General features: G+C 74.3%; 12 protein-coding genes and 6 pseudogenes. 12 read left to right on the forward strand and 6 right to left on the reverse strand.

Annotation, left to right across the window (positions count from 1 at the left end; all coding sequences use genetic code 11):
- Positions 1 to 23: 23 nt before the first annotated feature.
- Positions 24 to 225, forward strand: a pseudogene (locus tag UK82_RS37285) (LLM class F420-dependent oxidoreductase); the annotation flags it as partial.
- A gap of 1 nt (position 226) precedes the next feature.
- Positions 227 to 896, forward strand: a pseudogene (locus tag UK82_RS11145) (TIGR03560 family F420-dependent LLM class oxidoreductase); the annotation flags it as partial.
- Between the two features lie 26 nt (positions 897 to 922).
- Here the strand turns inward: UK82_RS11145 and UK82_RS11150 are convergent.
- Entirely contained in the window at positions 923 to 1,876 is a 954-nt protein-coding gene (locus UK82_RS11150; RefSeq protein WP_055407050.1) for a nitronate monooxygenase family protein, read from the reverse strand.
- 135 nt (positions 1,877 to 2,011) lie between these two features.
- Here UK82_RS11150 and UK82_RS11155 point away from each other — a divergent pair, with 135 nt between their 5' ends.
- A complete protein-coding gene (locus UK82_RS11155) occupies positions 2,012 to 2,260 on the forward strand; it encodes a hypothetical protein (protein ID WP_044886410.1) in 249 nt (82 codons plus the stop codon).
- A 40-nt stretch (positions 2,261 to 2,300) separates the two neighbouring features.
- On the opposite strand, the gene UK82_RS11160 is transcribed toward UK82_RS11155, so the two are convergent.
- The 3 genes from UK82_RS11160 to UK82_RS11170 form a co-directional block, all read right to left on the reverse strand.
- A complete protein-coding gene (locus UK82_RS11160) occupies positions 2,301 to 3,176 on the reverse strand; it encodes an NAD(+)/NADH kinase (RefSeq protein WP_044886473.1) in 876 nt (291 codons plus the stop codon).
- A 214-nt stretch (positions 3,177 to 3,390) separates the two neighbouring features.
- Positions 3,391 to 3,883: GNAT family N-acetyltransferase (locus tag UK82_RS11165; protein WP_236705789.1), on the reverse strand; the 493-nt coding region annotated here is incomplete at its 3' end.
- Between the two features lie 275 nt (positions 3,884 to 4,158).
- Complete coding sequence (locus tag UK82_RS11170; protein WP_055407052.1) at positions 4,159 to 6,429, reverse strand: chorismate-binding protein; 2,271 nt, start codon at positions 6,427 to 6,429, stop codon at positions 4,159 to 4,161.
- A 336-nt stretch (positions 6,430 to 6,765) separates the two neighbouring features.
- On the opposite strand from UK82_RS11170, the gene UK82_RS11175 reads away from it, so the two are divergent.
- The 5 genes and pseudogenes from UK82_RS11175 to UK82_RS11190 all read left to right on the forward strand — a co-directional run bounded on the left by UK82_RS11175 (position 6,766) and on the right by UK82_RS11190 (position 10,943).
- Complete coding sequence (locus tag UK82_RS11175; protein WP_082121937.1) at positions 6,766 to 7,854, forward strand: LLM class flavin-dependent oxidoreductase; 1,089 nt, start codon at positions 6,766 to 6,768, stop codon at positions 7,852 to 7,854.
- 450 nt (positions 7,855 to 8,304) lie between these two features.
- Positions 8,305 to 9,033, forward strand: coding sequence for a bifunctional 2-polyprenyl-6-hydroxyphenol methylase/3-demethylubiquinol 3-O-methyltransferase UbiG (locus tag UK82_RS11180; RefSeq protein WP_044885757.1), 729 nt, complete (start codon positions 8,305 to 8,307; stop codon positions 9,031 to 9,033).
- Between the two features lie 210 nt (positions 9,034 to 9,243).
- Positions 9,244 to 9,322: pseudogene (locus UK82_RS37290) on the forward strand (transcriptional regulator); the annotation flags it as partial.
- Between the two features lies 1 nt (position 9,323).
- Positions 9,324 to 9,777: pseudogene (locus tag UK82_RS11185) on the forward strand (RrF2 family transcriptional regulator); the annotation flags it as partial.
- On the forward strand, positions 9,774 to 10,943 hold the full coding sequence (locus UK82_RS11190; RefSeq protein WP_055407054.1) for an MFS transporter: 1,170 nt from the start codon (positions 9,774 to 9,776) through the stop codon (positions 10,941 to 10,943). The pseudogene UK82_RS11185 and the gene UK82_RS11190, both read left to right, overlap by 4 nt.
- Before the next feature lie 49 nt (positions 10,944 to 10,992).
- Here the strand turns inward: UK82_RS11190 and UK82_RS11195 are convergent, their stop codons facing one another.
- Entirely contained in the window at positions 10,993 to 11,379 is a 387-nt protein-coding gene (locus tag UK82_RS11195; RefSeq protein WP_044885759.1) for a RidA family protein, read from the reverse strand.
- Positions 11,380 to 12,227: 848 nt separating this feature from the next.
- Here UK82_RS11195 and UK82_RS37295 point away from each other — a divergent pair.
- From UK82_RS37295 to UK82_RS37305, 3 genes and pseudogenes are all read left to right on the forward strand, one after another.
- Positions 12,228 to 13,484 (forward strand): acyl carrier protein (locus UK82_RS37295; RefSeq protein ID WP_236705790.1); only part of this gene is annotated, 1,257 nt, incomplete at its 3' end.
- Position 13,485: 1 nt separating this feature from the next.
- A pseudogene (locus tag UK82_RS37300) lies at positions 13,486 to 16,054 on the forward strand (type I polyketide synthase); the annotation flags it as partial.
- 1 nt (position 16,055) lies between these two features.
- Positions 16,056 to 18,386 (forward strand): annotated as a pseudogene (locus tag UK82_RS37305) (type I polyketide synthase); the annotation flags it as partial.
- Positions 18,387 to 18,485: 99 nt separating this feature from the next.
- Here the strand turns inward: UK82_RS37305 and UK82_RS11205 are convergent.
- Entirely contained in the window at positions 18,486 to 19,661 is a 1,176-nt protein-coding gene (locus tag UK82_RS11205) for a glycerophosphodiester phosphodiesterase (protein ID WP_044885761.1), read from the reverse strand.
- 289 nt (positions 19,662 to 19,950) lie between these two features.
- Here UK82_RS11205 and UK82_RS11210 point away from each other — a divergent pair, with 289 nt between their 5' ends.
- A complete protein-coding gene (locus tag UK82_RS11210) occupies positions 19,951 to 21,006 on the forward strand; it encodes a fatty acid desaturase (RefSeq protein WP_199865402.1) in 1,056 nt (351 codons plus the stop codon).
- The last annotated feature ends 74 nt before the right edge of the window (positions 21,007 to 21,080 follow it).

Genomic DNA, 21,080 nt, shown 5'->3' on the forward strand with positions numbered 1-21,080 from the left:
CCCATCCGACGGGAAGGACGGCCATGGAAATCGGGCTGCACGTCTCCGACTTCACCTGGTCCGGCGGGCCGCAGACCATCGCGCAGGACCTCACGCGCGTCGCGGTCGCGGCCGAGGACGCGGGCTTCGCGAAGCTCAGCGTCATGGACCACGTCTGGCAGATCGGCATGATCGGCCCGCCCGAGCACGACATGCTCGAGGCGTACACGACGCTCGGCTACCTGGNCGCGCGCACGACCCGCATCGAGCTGCTCGCCTGGGTGACCGCGGTCGTCTACCGGGAGCCCGGCCTGCTCGCGAAGCTCGTGACCACGCTGGACGTGCTGTCCGAGGGTCGGGCCTGGCTCGGCATCGGCGCCGCCTGGAACGAGCCGGAGGCGCGCGGTCTCGGCCTGCCGTTCCCCCCGACCGCCGAGCGTTTCGAGCGTCTCGAGGAGGCGCTGGAGATCATTCTGCAGATGTGGAGCGGCAAGGACGCCCCTTACAGCGGCCGGCACTACCAGCTCGAGCGCACCCTCAACGTGCCGGCGCCGCTGCGCCGGCCGCACCCGCCGATCCTCATCGGCGGCAGCGGCGAGAAGAAGACCCTGCGCCTGGTCGCGCGCTACGCACAGGCCTGCAACCTGTTCGCCGGTCCCGACGTCGAGCACAAGCTCGACGTGCTGCGCGCGCACTGCCAGGACGTCGGGCGCGACTACGACGAGATCGAGAAGACGGTGATCGGCCCGCTCGACCCCGGGCCCGGCGGTGAGAAGATCGACGCCCTGCTCGCGGAGATCCAGCGGCTGGCCGGGCTTGGCGTCACCCACTACCACGGATCGGTGCCGGACGTGGACACGCTGCGTCCGCTGGAGCTGCTCGGCGAGCGCCTCATCCCGGCGGCCGCCGGGCTCTGAGCCCAGGCGGTCAGGCGTCGAGGCGGTCAGGCGTCGAGGCGGGCGCGGGCGTCGTCGAGCGCGGCGCGGGCGCCCGCCCACGTCTGGCCGATGATGTCGGCGACCGCCTCGACCCGCCCGATCCGGCCGGCCACCTGGCCCGTGTTTGCCATGCTGGCGGCCAGGTCGCCGGTGAAGTAGAGCGTCGGGATGCCGTCGAGGCCCACGTCGGAGCGGCCCGCGGCCAGGGCCCGCTCGGCGGTGGGGGTGCGCAGAACCCGCATGGTCGGCAGCCCCCGCACCGACAGCATCACGGTGGCGGTCTCGTCCGCGCCGACGACCGCGTTCTTGAGGTTGTCGTGGATCGGCGACTCCGCGGACGTCAGCATCCGCGTGCCCATCTGCACGCCCTGGGCGCCGAGGACGAGCGCCGCGGCCATCGACGGCCCGTCGCAGATCCCCCCGGCGGCGATGATCGGCAGGTCGACCCGGGAGGCGACCAGGGGCAGCAGGACGAGCGTCGACGCGGCCTGGGGGTTCTTGAACCCGCCGCCCTCGACGCCCTCGACGATCACCCCGTCGACGCCCGCGTCCGCGGCCTTGAGCGCGTTGCGCAGGCTGCCGACGACGTGGAACACGGTCATCCCGGCGTCCCGCAGCCGCCCGGTCATCACCCTGGGGTCGCCGGCGGAGGTGATCACGGTGCGGATGCCGGCGTCGGCGAGCACGTCGACGGTGGACGGGTCGTTGCGCGCGGCCAGCGCGATGTTGGCCGCGACCGGCGCGTCGGTGAGGTCGCGGACCCGCTTGAGGTCCTCGCGGCCCTGCGGCGAGGTCGTCTCGATGACGCCGAGCGCGCCGGCGTTCGACACGGCCGCGGCGAGCTGGGCCCCGGCGATGTAGGTCATCGGCGCCTGGACGATGGGGATCCGCACGCCGAGCAGCGCGGCGAGCCCCGCGGGGGAGCGGATCGGGGTGGTTGGTTCTCCGTCGACGGGCATGAGGCGACTCCCGGGGCGCGCAGGGCTGCCGAAATGGGCCAGATCGCAAATAGGTCGAATGGTAGGCCTGCGGGTTCCCACGCTCGACCGGTTGCCCGGGGTGGAGGCGGGGCGATCCGGGGTACTGATCGAGACATGTTCAGGTGGTTGCAGCGGGTGTCCGGTCGGGGCCGTGGCCGGGCGGCGGACAGCTCGGCATGGAATCCGACCGGCTGGTGGTGGTGCCTCGATCACGGGCGGGCGGAGAACCCGCCGGACGCGCCGGGACATCGTCGCCTCGGTCCCTACGACAGCGCCGAGCAGGCCGCCCACTGGCGGCAGCGGTTGGACGAGCGCAACGAGGCCTGGGACGAGTCCGACCGCCGCTGGACCGCCGGCCGCTGACCCGACCCGCCCGCTGACCCGACCCGACGGGGCCGGCGGGTCAGGTCGGGCCGGCCCGGGGGCCGTCGACCTCGGCGGAGCCGGCGAGGCGCAGCTTGCGGGCGGCCCGCTCGTAGAAGGTTGTCCGGCCGAGGCGGACGACCCCCGCCGCGCCGGGCCGCGGGTGCAGTTCGACCGTCGCGCCGGCCTCCAGGTAGTCGTGCACCCGGCCGTCGACCTCGACGGCGAGGCGGGCGCTGCCGGGCAGCACGTCGAGGGCGAGGGCGTCCCGCACGGACAGCACCACCCCACGGTTGAACGCCGAGTGCGGCGCGGCCGGGGTGACCAGCAGCGCCTCCACGGACGGGCTGACGATCGGCCCGCCGGCCGAGAAGCTGTATGCCGTCGAGCCCGCCGGGGTCGACACGACGACGGCGTCGGCGGCATAGCGGACGAAGGGCCGGCCGTCGACCCGCAGCGCCACCGCCGCGCTGCCGCCGTACCCCGGCACCCGGACGACGGCGACATCGTTGAAGGCGCTCACGGTCGCCGCGCCGATCCGTGCGTCGACGGCGAGGCGCGGCTCCACCGTGTACTCGCCGCGGTCGATCGCCGACAGCGCCGCCGCCAGCTCCGGCACGTCGACCTCCGCGAGGAAGCCGAGCCGGCCCAGGTTCACCCCGAGCACGGGGGCCGTCCGCCCGTCGGCCAACCGCATCGCGCGCAGCATCGTCCCGTCCCCGCCGAGGCTGACCAGCAGGTCGCTACGCTCGGCCAACTCCTCGGCGGGCACCGCCACCGCGGTGCACCGAAGCCGCTCGATCTCGCCGTCGATGCCGAGCACGGTCACGTCCCGCTCCGCGGCCCAGTCGAGGACCGCCCCGACGGCCTCGGCCGAGTCCCGCCGCGGATGCAGCACCATCCCCACCGCCCGCACGACCCTCCCGCCCTCCACCCCACACTCGCCGTCCGACCCGTCCGACCCGTCCGACCCGTCCGACCCGTCGGTCTGCCGGTCTGCCGTCCCGTGCCCAACCGGTCGTGCCCAACGTCGTTCTGCTCACCCACAGTGTTCCGCTGGTTGTGCTCTCAGGGGGCGTCGGGCGCGTCCTCGGGCCGCCAGGGGCGTGGCTCGGCGGGGNGGGCGGGGNGCTCGTCGACCAGGGTCAGCCCGAACCAGCCGACGTCATGCCAGGCGCCGAGCTTGTGTCCCGCGTGAGGAAACACCCCGATGGGCCGGAAACCCACCGCGGTGTGCAGCGCGACGCTCGCCGCGTTCGGAAGCGTGATGCACGCGTACAGGTTGAGGTAGCCCAGCGTTCGCACCTGCGCGATCAGCTCGTCGTACAGGCGGCGGCCGAGCCCGCGCCGGTGGTGCGCGGCGGCCAGGTAGACCGACGTGTCCACCGACCAGCGGTAGGACGCCCGCGTGCGGTGCGCGCTGGCGTAGGCGTAACCGACGATCTCCCCGTCGGCCTCGGCGACCAGCCACGGCCGGCGGGGAGAGGCGAGCATCCGCGCTTGGAGGTCCGCCCGCGTCGGGAGCTCCTCCTCGAAGGTCGCCGGCGATCCGGCGACGAACGGTGCGTAGACCGCCCGGATGCCCGCCGCGTCGGACGGGTGCGCTGCCCTGATGGTGACCATGTCCGCGGATCATCCCCCGCGCCGACGTCCGGCGGGGACAGCGCCGGCGCCGGTCACGGGGCCGTAACAGAGCTGCGGACCGCCAGCATCCCTGCGTGGTCGGTCGGGCACGGGATCGAGCCGAGGGCTGGGCACGGTTTGAGTCCGAAATGCCGTGCTCATCCCTCGGCATGGTCTGACCGCCGGGTGACAGCGACGGCGGGCGCCTCCCCGTGGACGATCAACGCAGGGAGATGCAGGAGGTTGGTGGCGGTCGCGAGCGACGACGACCGTCATCAACCTCCAGCAATTCCTGGCCCCGCGCGCAGCGGGCTCGGCGCGGCGGCGCGGGCGGCTGGCGCGTCCGTGGATGGCAGTAGCTCGGTGAGCAGCTCGCGCAGGACCGTCAGGCCGTCCTCGCTGAGCACCGACTCCGGATGGAACTGCACCCCGGCGAACGCCGCCCCGCGCAGCGCGTGCACCGATCCGTCGGCACGGTCGAGGGCCAACCGGACCGGCCCATGAGCGGTGGCGAGCTCGCCGGTGCCGGCGATCGCGGTGAAGGTCGAGTAGAACCCGACCCGCCGCGGCCGGCCGAACAGGTCGATGGTGCGCGCGAGCCCCTGGTACGGGGCGTCGCGCCGGTGCAGCCGCAGCCCGAGCAGCCCGGCGAGCAACTGGTGGCCGAGGCAGACGCCGAGCAGCGGCCGCCGCGCCGCGAGCCGATCCGCGATCACCCGCCGCATGGTCGCCATCTTCGCGTCGGATGCGTCGTTGGGGTCGCCGGGTCCAGGCCCGGCCACCACCAGGTCGAACCCGGTGCCGACGGGGTCGTTACCGTCCGCACCGTGGTCGGGGTTGGGCGCCGGGTGCCCCGCCTCCGGGTGCCCTGCCTCCGGGTGCTTTGCCGCCTGCTGCCCTGCCGCCTGCTGCCACGGCCGGAGGGTGACCGCGAGGCCGAGCTCGCGCAGCAGGTGGGCGAGCATGCCGGTGAAACTGTCCTCGGCGTCGACGATCAGGGCGCTGCGGCCGGTCAGCGCGGGCACCGCGGCCGCCTCCGGCTCGCGCCGCCGGAGCCAGAAGGGGGCGAGGTGCGTGTTGCGGGCGGCGAGCGCCCCCGCTATCCGCGGATCTGCCGCAAGCGGTACGTGCGGACGGCCCGGCGCGGGCAGGCCGAGGCCTCGCCGCGAGTCGGGAGCACGGTCGGCCCGGGGCTCGTCGTCGCGCTCGGCGGACTCGCCGCTGGTGGCGTCGCCCTCGGCGGTGGAGGTGCCGGTGGGGAGGGTGCCGGCGGTGGAGGTGCCGGTGGGGAGGGTGCCGGCGGTGGAGGTGCCGGTGGGGAGGGTGCCGGCGGTGGAGGTGCCGGTGGGGAGGGGGCTGGTGGGCAGGGGGCCGGCCGGCGGGTGCAGGCCGAGGGCGGCGAGTACGCCGGCGGCCTTGGTGTAGGTCTCGGCGACCTCGCCGGCGGCGGTGGAGTGGCGGACCAGCGTCGCTCCGACGGGCACCCGCAGCCGACCGTCGGGGGTGATCTCGGCGGTGCGGATGAGGATCGGGGCGTCGAGCGTCTGGCGGCCGGCCTCGTCGCGTCCGAGCAGGGCGCACACCCCGCCGTAGTAGCGCCGTCCCCGGCGTTCGTGGCGGGCGATGACCCGCAGGGCGTTGTCCAGCGGGCTGCCGGTGACGGTCGGGGCGAACATCGTCTCGCGCAGCACGTCGCGCACGTCGGCGTCACCGCGGCCGGCGAGCAGATACTCGGTGTGCACGAGGTGGGCCATCTGCTTGAGCTGCGGACCGATGACCTCGCCGCCGCGGTCGGCGACCCGGGCCATCATCTTCAGTTCCTCGTCGAGCACCATGTACAGCTCGTCGATCTCCTTGGGATCGGCGAGGAACCGCAGTAGCGCCGCGGGGTCCGGGCCGGTGGCGGGCAGTCGGTGGGTGCCGCTGATCGGGTTCATCATGATGAGCCCGTCGTCGACGCTGACATGCCGTTCCGGTGTGGCCCCGACCAGCGTCCGGGTCCCGGTGTGGACGAGGAACGTCCAGTAGGCGCCGCGCTCGCCGAGCAGCAGCCGGCGTAGCGCGGCGAGCCCGGCGACCAGCGGCGGGGTGTCGAGGCTGGCGGTGTAGACGCGGTGGATGACGAAGTTCGCGCCCTCGCCGCGGCCGATCTCCTCCCGCAGCACCGTGGAGACGGTCTCGGCGTACCGCTCGTCGCTGAGGTCGAAGTGCCCGCCGGTGGCGGTGACGGCACGGTCGGGCAACGCGGCGAGGGCCGTCTCGAGCGGGACTCGAACGTGTTCGTCGACGCGCAGGCATTCCAGCGGCATCGCGTCGTCGATGCAGGTCAGGCCGCGTTCGGTGAGCTGGCGGTAGGGCACGAGGGCGAGCGTGCGCGGCCCGGCGGGACCTGCGGTGGGCAGGGGGAGGTCGGCGAGCCGGTCGACGACGTCGAGTTCGCCGCGCAGCACGTCGAGATGATCGGCGCCCTCGCGGCGCAGCAGCGCGAACGGGCCGGGTTCGCCGCCGGCGGTGGCGGTGGCGAGCAGGGAACGGAGCAGATCCATGATCGTTTCCTCGTGGGGTCGGGCGGGCCGCCGGGGTCGACGGCCGTCCCTCGCCGTGCCGAGGTGACGATGGCGGCCGCCGGGGTGGGCGGCCGCGTGCGTGTGGATTACGCGCGCTGGGTGTGGACCGCCGATGTGGCGGCCCACCAGAGACTCCGGCGCGCAGGCATGCGGTCACTCTAGCGCACGGCCGGTCGCGGTGAGCGTGCGTCCGTGGTCCCCGGTTGCCTCGCGGGCCCGCCGGCTTCGCGGCAGGCCGACGTCCGCCACTCGCCCGGGCAGCGTTCCCGCAGCGTGGATGTGGCGTTCGGGCGAAAACCAACCTGACCGATCGGTATGCTGACGGCCGTGAAGTTCGTCGTGCTTTCGCTGATCATCAATGCTCCGGACCCGCACACGGGCGTGACGATGAGTCAACACGACAAGCTCGCCAGCATCCTGGACCAGGCGGCCCTGGTCGAGCAGCTCGGCTACGACGCCTACCAGATCGGCGAGCGGCACGGCGCACCGTTCCTGTGCTCGTCGCCGGCGGTGCTGCTGACCGCGGTCGCCGCCCGCACCAGCCGGGTCCGCCTGCTCACCGGGGTCACCGTGCTGAGCATTCACGACCCCGTCCGGGTGGCCGAGGAGTACGCGCTGCTCGACCACATCAGCGGCGGCCGGCTCGACCTCGTCATCGCGAAGGGCAACCACGCGCCCCACTACGCGACCTTCGGGCTCGACCCGGCCGAGCAGTGGGACGTGCTCGCCGAGAAGTACGAGCTGCTGCGCCGGCTGTGGTCGGAGGAGAACGTGACCTGGTCCGGGCGCTACCGGGAGCCGCTGGTCGACCTGACGACGCAGCCGCGCCCCTACCAGCCGACGATCCGGGTCTGGCACGGCAGCGCGACGAGCCGGCATTCGACGGAGCTGGCCGCGAAGCACGGCGACCCGCTGTACTCGGCCAACGGGTTCTTCAAGGTGGCCCAGTACAAGGACCTCATCGACCACTACCGCCAGCGCTGGGCCGAGCATGGTCACCCGGGCGAGCCCCTGGTCGGCAGCGGCTTCCCGGCCCTGCTCATCCGCAAGACCTCGCAGGAGGCCCTCGAGGCGTACCGGCCGTTCTGGAACGCCCAGCGCGCCACCCCCGCCGCCAAGCACAACAACTCGCCGTTCTGGGAGCTGGAGGAGTTCATCGAGCAGGGCTCGGCCCTCGTCGGCAGCCCGCAGCAGGTCCTCGACAAGATCCACCGGTTCACCGAGCTGTACGGTCAGCAGCTCACCGGCATCGGCGTCGACTCCCTGCCGCTCGCCTGGCAGCGCGAACAGCTCGAATGGTTCGCCGCCGACATCGCCCCCGAGCTGCGCCGCGCCTACCCCGACACGCTGTGGGAGGCCTCGCCGGCCATCGACCCCGCCGCCCCGGCCGCGTCGCCGGCCTGACACCGCCCCCACCTTCGCAGCACCGCTCGGAGCGATCGCGGGACCGAAGCCGGAAGCGGGGCCGGGCGGACGTCGGGGAGTGGCGCGGTTCCGCGGAATCCGCATGACCGTGATCATCGGAATGGGGCGCGGCCGTGTGCGTCCGCCATGGTCGCAAGGGGTCCGTGTCGGTCACTCCGCGGCCCCGGCGACTATTTCCGGTCAACGCCCCGTCCTACGCATGTGCATCGCCGCCGGACCGCTGCAGGATCGCCTTCTGTCGGGATCGGGGGAATCGGGATCGGGGGAAGACAACGAGCCCGCGCTCATCTGGCCGCTTCTCCCGGGGACAGCCGCTCGTATTCGTGCCATCCCGCTGGCGTAGGCGGAGCCGAATATCGGTTTGAGTGGATAGGGGCAAGTAGTCGAATGCCCTCCGCCGGGGTGCTTGACGGTGGGTATGGTCCCTGGATGCCAGATCCGATCTTTGCCCACCCTCTCCTTGCGCGTGTCTACGACTCCTTCGATGGAGACCGCGACGACCTGGCCGCCTACCTCGCGACCGCCGCCGAGTTGACCGCGAGTCTTGTGCTCGATGTCGGGTGCGGCACCGGTTCCCTGGCGGTCCTGCTCGCGGGAAGCGGCTGTACGGTCGTGGGCGTCGACCCGGCCGAGGAGTCGCTCAGGATCGCGAGGTCGAAGGACCGGGCGGGCAGGGTCCGCTGGATCCAGGGCGATGCCGCGGCACTGCCGGCGCTCGACGCGGACCTGGCGACGATGACCGGGAACGTGGCCCAGGTCTTTCTTACCGACGACGACTGGAGCCGGGCCCTGCAGGGCATCCACACCGCCCTTCGCCCCCACGGCCATCTCGTCTTCGAGACCAGGCGCCCCGAACGTCACGTCTGGGAGGAATGGGTGGTGGACGTCGATCCGGTCACGCTTGACATTGCGGACATCGGCCTGGTGGAACGACGTCTGGAGGTCACCGACGTCAGCCTTCCGTTCGTCTCCTTCCGATACACCTACCGCTTCCTGACCGACGGCGTGGTCGTCACCTCGGACTCGACCCTGCGGTTCCGCAGCCGGGGCGAGGTCGAGTCGAGCCTGGTCGCCCACGGCTACCGAGTCCTCGACGTGCGGGAGGCACCGGACCGCCCGGGGCGTGAGTTCGTGTTCGTCGCCGAACGCGCGGCCTGAAACGGCCAGTGTCCGTCACCGCATACCGGCGGACCGACAGACCCGACGTCCGGCGGTGCGCAGGGCGGGGTGAGGTGGCTCAGGTCGGCCGGCTGCCGTCCCGGGCGCGGCATCAGGTTGTGTGGTCGACCACCCCCTCGTGCATCCCCGCGTCGGGGCTACGCCGGAGGTCGGCGCCATGCAGTATTCCGGTTATGTACTATCCGGGATATGCGGATTACCCAGGGAGTCGAGTGGGCGCTGCACTGCTGTCACGCGCTCGCGGAGGCTCCTGGCGGCGTGGCGCTGANGGTGCAGCAGCTCGCCGAGTTGCACGCCGGTAACCCGGCCTACCTGGCCAAGCATCTGCAGGCGCTGTCGAGGGCCGGGATCGTTCTGTCGGTGCTTGGCCCGCGTGGGGGATACCGGCTTGGTCGCCCACCCGACCAGATCCGGCTGCTCGACGTGGTGGAGGCGATCGAGGGCCAGGGGCCCGTGTTTCTGTGCACGGAGATCCGCCAGCGCGGGCCTGCGGCGCTGGCGCCAGCGAGCTATCGGATGCCCTGCGCGATCGCGGCGGCGGTGGGCGCGGCCGAACAGGCGTGGCGGCGCGAGCTCGCCTCGACCACCGTGGCGGACATCGTCGCGGAGTCCCGCCGCCGGGCACCGGAGGCGATCGCCGCCACGGCCCGCTGGCTGGAACAGTCCGCGCAGAACAGGGGCCGAGGGTCGTCCGGAGGTGATGCCGGAGCGACCGGACCGTGAACGCGCGCACCTCGCCGGGGTGGGTGGCGCTGCTGACCGGATGGCTGGCGCTGTTCGTCATCGGCACCGACCTGTTCGTCGTCTCGCCCCTGCTGCCGGTGTGGCGGGCCGGGTTCGACGTCTCGCTGCGCACCGCCGGCCTGAGCGTGACCGTGTTCGCCGTCGCCTACGTGCTGGCGGCGCCCGCCTGGGGGCGCCGGGCCGCGTCGGCGTCGCCGCAGAACGTTCTTACCCTCGCGCTCGTCGGCTTCTGCGCGTTCAACCTGCTGACGGCGTTCGCCCCGGACTTCGGGGTGCTGCTGGCGGCCCGGGGCGGCGCGGGCCTGTTCGTCTCCGGCGCCACGGCGACGGTGTTCACCCTCGTCGGCATGAGCGCGCCCGGCGACCGGCGGGCGTCCTGGCTCGGGATCGCCACCTCTGGGCTGCTGTCCGCACTGTGGGCTGGCGCCCCGTTGGGCAGTCTCCTCGCCCGGCACACGAGCTGGCGGGCCGTCTTCGTCGGGCTGTCCGTGCTGGCGCTGGGCATCATGGCGGCCAGTCGGCGCGTGTGGCCGGCGGGCGGCGCGGCCGGCGCGGGCGGATCGTCGTCGATGAGCCCGCTTGACCGCTGCCGGGCGGTCGCCCCCACCGCCTGCTGGGGCGCGGCCGTCTACGGCCTCTACACCTACCTGGCCGCCGGCCTGGACGATCGGTCCCGCTGGTCCACCGCGTGGGTGAACGCCCTGCTGGTGGCCTACGGGCTCAGCGCGGTCGCGGCGACCTTCCTCGGCGGGCGGATCGCCGACCGGCGCGGCGCCCACCACACCACGTGGGTGGCGTTGGGCCTGCTCGGCGCCGCCGAGGTCGTCTTCGCCGTGAGCCTGCGCGGCGCGGTGCCGCTCGGCTGCCTGGCCATCGCGCTGGTCGCGCTGGCCGCCTACACCGCCTTTCCCGCCAAGCAGGCTGAGCTCATCGCCCGCCATCCGGACGACCAGGCGCGGCTGATGGCCTGGAACCAGAGCGCCATGTACCTGGGGATCACCGTCGGTTCGCTGGCCGGCGGGCGGATCGCCGACGGCCACTTCACCGAGCTGCCACTGGCCTGCGCGGCCATCGCCCTCGTCGGCGCCGCCGTGCAGCTCTCGGCGCCGTCCCGCCCGGCGCCACCACCCAGGCCGCCCGCCTGAAGGCTCACCCGCCTGCGGCGCGTCGGCGGCCGGCGGAGTCGCGCAGTGGTCAGCCGAGGGCCGCGGTGGCCTCGATCTCGACCAGGGCCTCCGGGCGGCCGAGGCCGGCGACCCGCACGACCGTGACAGCCGTGGGATGGGCGCCCCACACCGCGCCGGTCGCCGCGTACGCCTCGGCGGGGTCGACGTCCGCGGCGAGGTAGACGTTCAACCGGGCGACGTGCTCGGGCCCCGCGCCGGCGGCGGCGAGCAGCGTGAGGACGTTGCGCAGCGCCTGGGCGGTCTGCTCGGCGATCCCGCCGGTGATGACGCCGTCGCGATCGGTCCCGTTCTGGCCGCCGATGTAGAGGGTCCGGCCGGCCTCGGCCACCGTCGCCTGCGAGTAGGCGGGCGAGGAGTGCAGCTCGGGCGGGTTGAGGTGGGTGATGGTGCCCATGGTCTNGCTCCTTGGTCGGGGACGCCTTGTCCTGTGGGGACGCCTTGTCCTGTGGGGACGTCGTGTCCTGTGAGGACGTCGGGTCGTGCGGGGACGTCGTGGTTGTCACGGGCGGGGGAGCCGATTCCGGCCGCGCGGTGTGGAGCACGTTACGGGGGGAGGGGGCCGGATCGGGCCGGCAGAGGTGCCCTCGTCGAGGGCTCCTTCGGGCAGGCCTCTCCGGACCGGGCTGCCCGGCTGGACACAACGGCGGCCCCGGTGGGAAGCCCGGCGCTGCCGGCCGGTGGGTCCAGCGGCCCCTGCGGCCAGGTCGGCGGCCTGGGTGCGGGGGCGGTGCTGGGCGTCCCCCGCGACAGGCGGTCGGGCGTGAGCGTGCAGACATCCCGCGCCCGGCCACCTGCCGCCACCTGCGCGGATGGCGGGCCGGCTCAGACCGGCATGGCCCGATCGCGCCAGGGTCATTTGTCGTAGTTCGACAGCATCAGGCACGATTCCACCATGCGTTCAAGGTGATCAACTCGCGGGCACCGGCACCTGAGTCGTCCGACCGGAACAACGCGTCGTCGCCTTTCGAACGGAGGCGAACGGCAGCCCGGTCCGGCCTCCCGCCGGTCGCCCGTGTCGGCGTCCGCGTGGCCGCGCGGACGCACCGGATTGGCCCGGGTCCACCGGGACGCAGTCTCCATCTCTGTGCTGCACACCGGCGGCTGGCGCGTCGCCTCTGCGCGGGCACGGACCTTGTCCGTGCCCGTCGCGCCTGCGCGCCGGTTGTCCGCTGGCCACGTGCGGGCGCAGGCAACCGTCGCCGACAGATCGTTGCCCTGTTCCTGAGCAAGGTGGGAGTTCGCATGCGCGATTTGCGCCAGACCCTCGGACGATCCCCGCGCGCGGCGGGCGAGTCGTACGAGGCGTGGCGGGCCCGGCTGGCCGGCCGGTCGGCGGACGCCCAGCACGAGCTGCTGGGAGACCTGATCGCGGCCCAGATCGCCGCGGTGGCCGGCCCGGGCGCTGGCGTTGTGGACCGGGGGGCGCCGTGGCGCGCCCTCGGGGTCTACCGCCACATCGCCGAGCGGCTGCGGGCGGCGCTCGCCGAGCAGACGGGGCTGCGCCTGTCCGCCACCCTGTTCTTCGACCGGCCGACGCCGCAGGCCCTCGCCGACCACCTGCGCCGCGAACTGCTCGGGATCGGCGACGAGATCACCGCCGTGAGCCCGACGGCAGGACCGACGGCGGGACCGGCGGCGGGTGGGGCTGCGGCGGGCGGCGGGGACCGGCCGGCGGACGACCCGATCGTCATCGTCGGCATGGGCTGCCGGCTGGCCGGCGGCGTCGACTCGCCGGAGGCGCTGTGGGAGCTGGTGCACGCCGGGCGTGACGTCGTCGCCGGCCTGCCCGACGACCGAGGCTGGGACCTGGCCGGGCTCTACGACCCGGACCCCGACCATCCCGGCACCGCCTACACCCGCCACGGCGGGTTCCTGACCGGCATCGACCAGTTCGACCCGGCGTTCTTCGGGATCGGCCCGCGGGAGGCCGCCGCCCTCGACCCGCAGCAGCGGTTGATGCTGGAGGTCTCCTGGGAGGCGCTGGAGCGGGCCGGCATCGACCCCCGGTCCCTGCGCGGCAGCCGCACCGGCGTGTTCACCGGGGTCTCGCTGCAGGACTACGGGCCCGCCTGGCACACCGCGCCGCAGGACGCGCAGGGGCAACTCCTCACCGGCAACGCCTCCGGGGTGATCGCCGGACGGGTCGCCTACACCTTCGGCCTGGAGGGGCCGGCGCTGTGCGTGGACACCCAGTGCTCCGCCTCGCTGGTCGCGACCCATCTCGCCAGCCAGTCGCTGCGCGCGGGGGAGTGCGACCTGGCGCTCGTCGGCGGGGTGACGGTCATGTCGACGCCGGGGATCCTGGTGGAGTTCAGCCGCAAGCGCGGGCTGGCGCCGGACGGGCGGTGCAAGGCGTTCTCCGCCGACGCCGACGGCACCGGCTGGGCGGACGGCGCGGGCGTGCTGCTGCTGGAACGGCTCTCCGACGCCCGCCGCCGCGGCCACCGGGTGCACGCGGTGCTGCGCGCTACCGCGATCAACTCCGACGGCGCCAGCAACNGGATGACGGCCCCCAACGGCCTGTCCCAGCAGCGGCTCATCCGCCAGGCGCTGGCCAACGCCGGCCTGCGGACCGCCGACGTCGACGCGGTCGAGGCGCACGGCACCGGCACCACGCTCGGCGATCCGATCGAGGCCCAGGCCGTCCTCGCGACCTACGGCCAGGACCGGCCGGCCGGTCGGCCGCTGTACCTGGGCTCGCTGAAGTCCAACATCGGTCACGCCCAGGCCGCGGCCGGGGTCTGCGGCGTCATCAAGATGGTCCAGGCGCTGCGGCACGAGGTGCTGCCGCGCACCCTGCACGTGCGCGAACCGTCGCCGCACGTCGACTGGTCGGCCGGCGACGTCGAGCTGCTCACCGACAACGTCGCCTGGCGGCGCCGCGAGGGCCGCCCGCGCCGGGCCGGCGTGTCGGCGTTCGGGGTGAGCGGCACCAACGCCCACATCATCATCGAGGAGGCCCCGGCCGAGCCGCGCCCACCCGCGCCGCGCAGCGGCACCGCCGACCACCCCGGCACCATCCTGCCGCCTGCCGCTGCCCCGTCGCCTGTCGCGCCGACGGCGCAGGACGGGGCACAGGCCGGCGCGCCGGTGCCGATCGTGTTGTCCGGCCGGACGCCGGCGGCGCTGCGCGCCCAGGCCGAGCAGCTCGCCGCGTACCTGGAACGCCACCCGGATCTCGATCCGGTCGACGTCGCCCACACCCTCGCCGGCCGGACCCGCTTCGAGCACCGGGCCGTGGCGCTGGCCGGCCGGCGCCGGGGCGGCGACGGCATCCGGCGCCTCGCGGGCACCCTGTCCGCGTTCGCCGCGGGCCGACCGGCGGCCGGGGTCGTCCTCGGCGCGGTCGCTTCGGCCGCGCCGAGCCGCACCGCGCTGCTGTTCACCGGGCAGGGCAGCCAGCGTAACGGGATGGGCCGGGACCTCTACGACGCCTTCCCCGCCTTCGCCGACGGCCTCGACGAGATCTGCGAACGATTCGCCGACCATCTCGCCCGGCCGCTGCAGGAGGTGATGTTCGCGGCCCCCGGCACGTCCGAGGCGGCCCTGCTGCACCGCACCGAGTACACCCAGCCGGCGCTGTTCGCCTTCGGCGCGGCGCTCTATCGGCTGATCACCTCCTGGGGGGTGACCCCGGCGCTGCTCGCCGGCCATTCCATCGGCGAGCTGACCGCCGCGCACGTCGCCGGCGTGTGGTCGCTGGACGACGCGGTGGCGCTGGTCGCCGCCCGCGGCCGGCTCATGCAGTCCTGCCCTCCCGGCGGCGCGATGATCGCGATCCGGGCGGGCGCCGACGAGGTCGCCGCGTCGCTGACCGGGTACGAGGGGCGGGTGGAGATCGCCGCCGTCAACGGTCCCGAGGCGACGGTGATCGCCGGGGACGCCGCCGTCGCCGAGTGGATCGCCGCGGCCTGGGCGGCCCGCGGCCATGCGACGAGGCGGCTCACCGTCAGCCACGCCTTCCACTCCCCGCACATGGCGGGCATGCTCGCCGAGTTCCGGGCCGTCGCCGAGCAGGTCACCCACCACCGGCCGGCGATCCCGATCGTGTCCACCCTCACCGGCGAGCCGGCCGGCGCGGAGCTGTGCACCCCCGACTACTGGGCCCGACACGCGCGCGGCGCGGTGCGCTTCCTCGACGCCGCCCGCCGCCTGCACGCCGAGGGCGCCACCGCGTTCTGCGAGCTCGGCCCCGACGCGGTGCTCACCGCGTTGCTGCCCGGCTGCCTGCCGGCGGACGCCGCGGCGCCGATCGCGGTCGCGTCGACCCGCGCCGGACGCCCGGAGGCCGCCACCCTGCTCACCGCCCTCGCCGGCCTCGACACCCGTGGTGTCGACGTGGACTGGCGGGCCGTCATCGGCCGCGCCGGCACCGTCGTCGACCTGCCCACCTACCCGTTCCAGCGCCGGCGCTACTGGCTCGCGGGCACCGCTGCCGTCATCCCCGCCCCCCGCCAGGCCGACGCCGCCCCGGCCAGCTCGCCGCTCGCCGCCGCCCAGTCCGTCCCCGCCCAGTCCGTCCCCGCCCAGTCCGGCGCCGCCGTGTCGGCGGGTGGGGCGCAGGCCGGGGCGGCGGACGAGGCCAGCGATCCCGGCACCTGGCGTTACCGCACCGGCTGGCAGCCGCTGGCCGACGCGGACGTCACCGCGGCGATCGCCGCGCAGGCCAGCGCCATCGCGCCGTTGGACGGCCGCTGGCCCGTGCTTGTCCCGCCGACCGGGGTGGACGAGGATCTGCTCGCCCGCGTCACCTGGATGATCGAGCGTCTCGGCGGCACGCCGCTGGTGGTGCCGCTCGCCCGCGCCGACCGGGGCGCGATCGCCGCACGGCTGGTCGAGGCGGGGTTCGGCGGCGCACAGCCGCCTGCCGCCAGCGCGCCGGTCGGCGACGGGGTCGGCGGCATCGTCTCCCTGCTTGCCCTCGACGGCACCCCCCACCAGGACCATCCGCACCTGACCACCGGGCTCGCCCTCACCGTCACCGTCGTCCAGGCGCTGGGCGATCTGCGGGTGGGCGCGCCGCTGTGGGCCGTCACCCGCGGGGCGGTCACGACGGGCGTGGAGGATCCNGTCACTCAGCCGGAGCAGGCGATGATCTGGGGTCTCGGCCGCTCGCTGGCGCTGGAGACGCCGCGGGTCTGGGGTGGCCTCATCGACCTGCCCACCAGCCTCGACGACCAGACGCTGCTGTGGTTCGGCACCGCACTGACCGCCCCCGGCGGCGAGGATCAGTTTGCCCCCCGCCCGCAGGGCCTGCGGGTGCCCCGTCTGCTGCGCCTCCCCGAGGGCCCCCCCGAGGGCATCGCCGAGACGAATCCCGCGTCGGCGCGGACCGAGGCGCGGGCGGGTGCCTGGCGACCCGACGGAACCGTACTGATCACCGGCGGCACCGGCGCCCTCGGCGCGCAGACCGCCCGCCGCCTGGCCCGCGACGGCGCCCGCCGCGTCGTGCTGGCCAGCCGGCGCGGACCTGACAGCCCCGGCGCCCGGGCGCTGCTCGACGAGCTTGCCGCGCTGGGCACCCATGCCACGATCGACGCCTGCGACGTCGCCGACTCCGACCGGCTCGCCGCGCTGCTGCGCCAGCTGGCCGACGCAGGCGAACCGGTCACCGCCGTCGTGCACGCCGCCGGCACCGCCGGCCCGACGATGCCGCTGGTACGGCTGACACTGGCCGAGTTCGCGGACGTCGTCGCCGGGAAGGTCGCCGGCGCCGGCGCGCTCGACCGTCTGCTCGACGGCCCGGACGGGGCGAAGGTGGCGGCGTTCGTGCTGTTCTCGTCGATCTCGGGGGTCTGGGGCAGCGGCAACCAGGCCGCCTACAGCGCCGGCAACGCCTACCTCGACGCCCTCGCCGCCCGCCGCCGCGCCGAGGGCCGGCCGGCCACCGCGGTGGCCTTCGGCCCGTGGGCCGACGCCGGCCTCGGCGCCGAACCGGCGCTGCGCGACTACCTGACCCGCCGTGGCCTGCGTCCGCTGCCTGCCGAACCGGCCGTCACCGCGCTCACCCGGGCCGTCGCCGCGGGCGAGACGGCGATGACCGTCGTCGACGTCGCCTGGGAGACGTTCCTGCCGTCCATCACCGCGGCCCGGCCCAGCCGTTTCTTCGAGGAACTGCCCGTCGCGGCCCCGCCCGCGGGACCACCCGGGGAGCCGGCACTGTCGGCGCGGGTCGGCCAGGCTGTTCCGACCGTCCTCGGCCTGCGGCCACCGCGGCGCGCCCGGGCGCTGGCCGAACTGGTCCAGGCCGAGGCCGCGGCCATCCTCGGCTACGACACTCCCGAGGAGCTCGACCCGACCCGCCGCTTCCTCGAACTCGGCTTCGACTCACTCGCCTCCGTCGAACTCAGCCGCCGACTGGCCGCGGCGTCCGGCCTGACTCTGGCCACCCAGGTCGTGTTCGAGCATCCGACGGTCACCGAGCTCGCCGCCCACCTCGACACCCTCGCCGCCCAGGTGACCGCCGCCCCCCACCCGGCCGACGCCGCCTCGGGCGCCACCCCGGGCGCCACCGCAGCAGCGTCGGGCACGGCCACGACGGGTGGCGCGGCCGAGGTCGGGGTTCGCGGGCTGTACCGGCAGGCCTGCGCGCAGGGCAAGTTCGCCGCCGGCGTCGGCGTGCTGCGCGCCGCCGCCCGGCTGCGCCCGGTGTTCGACACGGCCGCCGCCTTCGGCCCGCCCGCGCGGCCGGTGCGCCTGGCCACCGGCCCGGCACCCGTCGCGCTGGTGTGCCTGCCGTCGATGGTGGCCCCGTCCGGGCCGCACAACTTCGCCCGGATCGCCCTGCACCTGCACGGCCTGCGCGACGTCTTCGCGTTGCCGCACCCGGGGTTCGGCGACGGCGAGCTGCTGCCGGCGAACGCCGAGCTCGTCGTCGAGATGCACGCCGACACCGTCGCGCGTGCCTTCCCCATCACGCCCGTCGTCCTCGCCGGGTACTCCTCCGGCGGCTGGTTGGCGCACGCGATCGCCTCCGCTCTGGAGGAGCGGGGGGTGCGCCCCGCGGCGGTGGCACTGCTCGACACGTGGCTGCCCACCGACCGCATCCCGGAGGAGGACATCCACGAGGAGCTGCGCGGCATCGCCGTCAACGACCAGGCGTTCGCGCTGATGACCGAGGCGCAGATCACCGCGCAGGGTGCCTACCTCGACCTGTTCGAGAACTGGCGGCCGCGCGGCGTCGCCGCCCCGGTCATGCTCCTGCGCGCGGCCGAGCGGATGCCCCGGCGCACCGTCGCCGAGGACGTCACCGGGCACGGCCAGGCGTGGACGACCGACTGGTCGATGGACCACGACTCCTTCGACGTGGCCGGCGACCACCAGTCGATGATGAACGAGCACGCCGCGTCGACCGCCCGGGACCTGCACCGCTGGCTGGAGCGGCTGGAAGGGGTGAGATAGCCGGGCGGCGGCCCCGCACCACGCGGCGGCGGCTGGTCCGCCGTGCGGTGCGGCGCGGGGACGGCCCTGTCCCCGCGCCGCACCGCTGAGCGGCGGCTCTCAGGTCGCCGAGCGCGGGCTCGGCTGGGTGGCGGCGATCGACTGGCCGGCGGCGACCGCCCGGGCGAGGACGCCGATGTCGGCCTGATCGGTGAACAGCCCGTCGATGCCGGCCTTGAGGTAGGCGACCTGCTCGTCGATGGCCCGGCCGAAGTCGTTCGCCGAGGTGCCGCGGCGGTAGTCCGCCGGCAGGAACGTGTTCTCCGCGCGGAAGGTGTAGGGGTGCAGGACGAGCCCGGCGGCATGCGCGTCGGCGACCAGCGAGGTCGGCCGCCCCAGCGTCCCGTCGGCGGCCTTGGGGATGACCTGAAGCTTGTCGGGGCCGATGGCGTTGGCGTAAGCGGCGATGGCGCGCAGGCCGGCCGGCGTCACGAGGTCGGCGTAGGTCCGCTTGTCCCCGGCGGCGACGAGGTCGAACGGCGCCCCCTCGGCCGACAGCAGCTGCACCACCGAGGTGCGCAGCCCCAGCTTGCGCAGCTGGGCGAGGTTCGTCGTCTCGAAGGACTGGACGAACACCGCCGCGTCGCGCCGGTTCAGGCCATAGCGGTTCAGCGTGTCGACGAGGCGCTGCTCCAGGGGCAGCCCGGCCTTGGCGAAGTAGGTCGGGTGCTTGGTCTCCGGGTAGACGCCGATCTCGCGGCCGAGTTCCTTCGACAACCGGGCCCGCAGGTCGAGGACCTCGGTGAACGTGGGGACCTCGAACAGTCCGTCGTAGAGGGTGTTCTCCTGGCGCACCTCGGGCAGCCGCTCCTTGGCGCGTAGCGTCTTCAGCTCGGCCAGGGTGAAGTCCTCGGTGAACCAGCCGGTGGTCGCGACGCCGTCGAGCGACGCCGTCTTCTTCCGGCCGGCGAACTCGGGGTGGTCGGCGACGTTCGTCGTCCCGCCGATCTCCGGTTCGTGCCGGCAGACGAGGACGCCGTCCTTCGTGGGCACCAGGTCGGGCTCCACGAAGTCCGCACCCAACCGTGCGGCCAGCTCGTAGGAGGCCAGGGTGTGCTCGGGGCGGTAGCCGGAGGCGCCGCGGTGACCGATGACCAGCGTCGAGCGGCGGCGCTCGCCGCCGGCGGTGGGCGCAGCGGCGGCCAGCGCGGGCCCGGCCGCCGCCACCGAGGCGGCGAGCGGGGCGGCGGCGAGTGGTGTGGCGACGATCCCCGCAAGCACGCGGCGGCGGTCCACGGATCCTCCAGCGTGCCCGGGTGGCGACCCTCGCCCCTGGCGGCGCTCACCCAGCGAAGCGAGGACAGATTTCGGCACGGAGGATCGGGCCTTGCCCGCGGGGGTCGCCCAGCCGTCGAGTCGGTGAACATCCCCGCGGGACGCCGACGGGAAAGGCGGGTCCGGCGATTGGATAAACCAATGGCGACGGTGGGCCCGGCGCCGTCGTGGTTAGCGTTGGGCCCGTCCTGGAGCAAATGCTCCGGTGTGGATGCGTCGAACAGCGACGTGACCGGGAGGGAGACCGCGCATGGCGAGCGTCGATCCTGCTGCCTGCCCCGCCGGTGCTGCCCGTCCCGCCGGTGCCGACGGTGCCGTCGGGGGCGTCGGTGCCGTCGGGGGCCGGGTCGCCGTGGTGTCGGAGCCGCGCCGCAAGACGGTCAGCAATCCCTTTCTGCACCGCCTCCAGCGCCGTCACTTTCTGTTGTTCGACGTGCTCCCGATCGCCGGCACCGGGGCCGCCGTCGCCTTTCTGTGGGTGCATCCGCTCGGCGTCACCGAAATCGCGTTGCTGTTCGTGCTCTGGCTGGTGACCGGCCTGGGCATCAGCGTCGGATATCACCGGTTGTTCACCCATCGCACCTTCAAGGCCGCGCCGTCGGCGGCGGCGGTCCTTGCGATCTGCGGCTCCATGGCAGGGCAGGGCGGCGTCGTGTCCTGGGTCGCGCTGCACCGCCGGCACCACGAGTGCAGCGATCGCGAGGGCGATCCGCATTCACCGAACCTCGCCGGCGCCGGGCTGCCGGGGCGGCTGCGCGGCCTGGTGCACTCGCACTTTCTGTGGATGCGCCGGCACGAATACCCCAACGTCGCGCACTATGCCCCGGACCTGATCCGCAACCGGTCGCTGATGCGCGTCGCCCGCCGTTATCACCTGTGGGTCGTGCTGGGGCTGCTGCTGCCCGCCCTCGTCGGCGGCCTGGCCTACCGGAGCTGGGAGGGCGCGGTCAGCGGCCTGCTCTGGGGCGGCCTCGTGCGCATGTTCGTACTGGAACACACCATCTGGGCGATCAACTCGTTTCTGCACATGTTCGGTACCCGGCCGTACGAGTCCCGGGAGAACAGCCGCAACGGCGGGATCTTCGCCCTGCTGACCTTCGGGGAATCCTGGCACAACAACCATCACGCCTTTCCCGACTCGCCGTCGTTCGGGCTCACCTGGTACCGGTTCGACCCCGGTTACTGGCTGATCCGGATCATGGCGGCCTTCGGGCTCGCCCGGGACCTCCGGCTGCCGTCCGGGCAGCGCAGGGCGGCCCAGCGGACCGGGCGCCGCGAGGCTGTCGGGCTCGACCCCGCTGCCTGACCCGGATTCCCCAGACCTGACGCACGGAGGAGAAGACAGGTGCCGGACAGCCGGGAGAACCTCACCACTCGGGA

Origin of the sequence: Frankia sp. ACN1ag (genome assembly GCF_001414035.1) — a bacterium.
Lineage (GTDB): Bacteria > Actinomycetota > Actinomycetes > Frankiales > Frankiaceae > Frankia > Frankia torreyi.

Excerpts from the sequence above, each read along its gene's own strand:
- UK82_RS11195 (WP_044885759.1), bottom strand. The coding sequence starts at position 11,379 with ATGGGCACCATCACCCACCTCAACCCGCCCGAGCTGCACTCCTCGCCC.
- UK82_RS11170 (WP_055407052.1), bottom strand. The coding sequence starts at position 6,429 with ATGGATCTGCTCCGTTCCCTGCTCGCCACCGCCACCGCCGGCGGCGAA.
- UK82_RS11175 (WP_082121937.1), top strand. The coding sequence starts at position 6,766 with ATGCTGACGGCCGTGAAGTTCGTCGTGCTTTCGCTGATCATCAATGCT.
- UK82_RS11155 (WP_044886410.1), top strand. The coding sequence starts at position 2,012 with ATGTTCAGGTGGTTGCAGCGGGTGTCCGGTCGGGGCCGTGGCCGGGCG.
- UK82_RS11180 (WP_044885757.1), top strand. The coding sequence starts at position 8,305 with ATGCCAGATCCGATCTTTGCCCACCCTCTCCTTGCGCGTGTCTACGAC.
- UK82_RS11210 (WP_199865402.1), top strand. The coding sequence starts at position 19,951 with ATGGCGAGCGTCGATCCTGCTGCCTGCCCCGCCGGTGCTGCCCGTCCC.
- UK82_RS11150 (WP_055407050.1), bottom strand. The coding sequence starts at position 1,876 with ATGCCCGTCGACGGAGAACCAACCACCCCGATCCGCTCCCCCGCGGGG.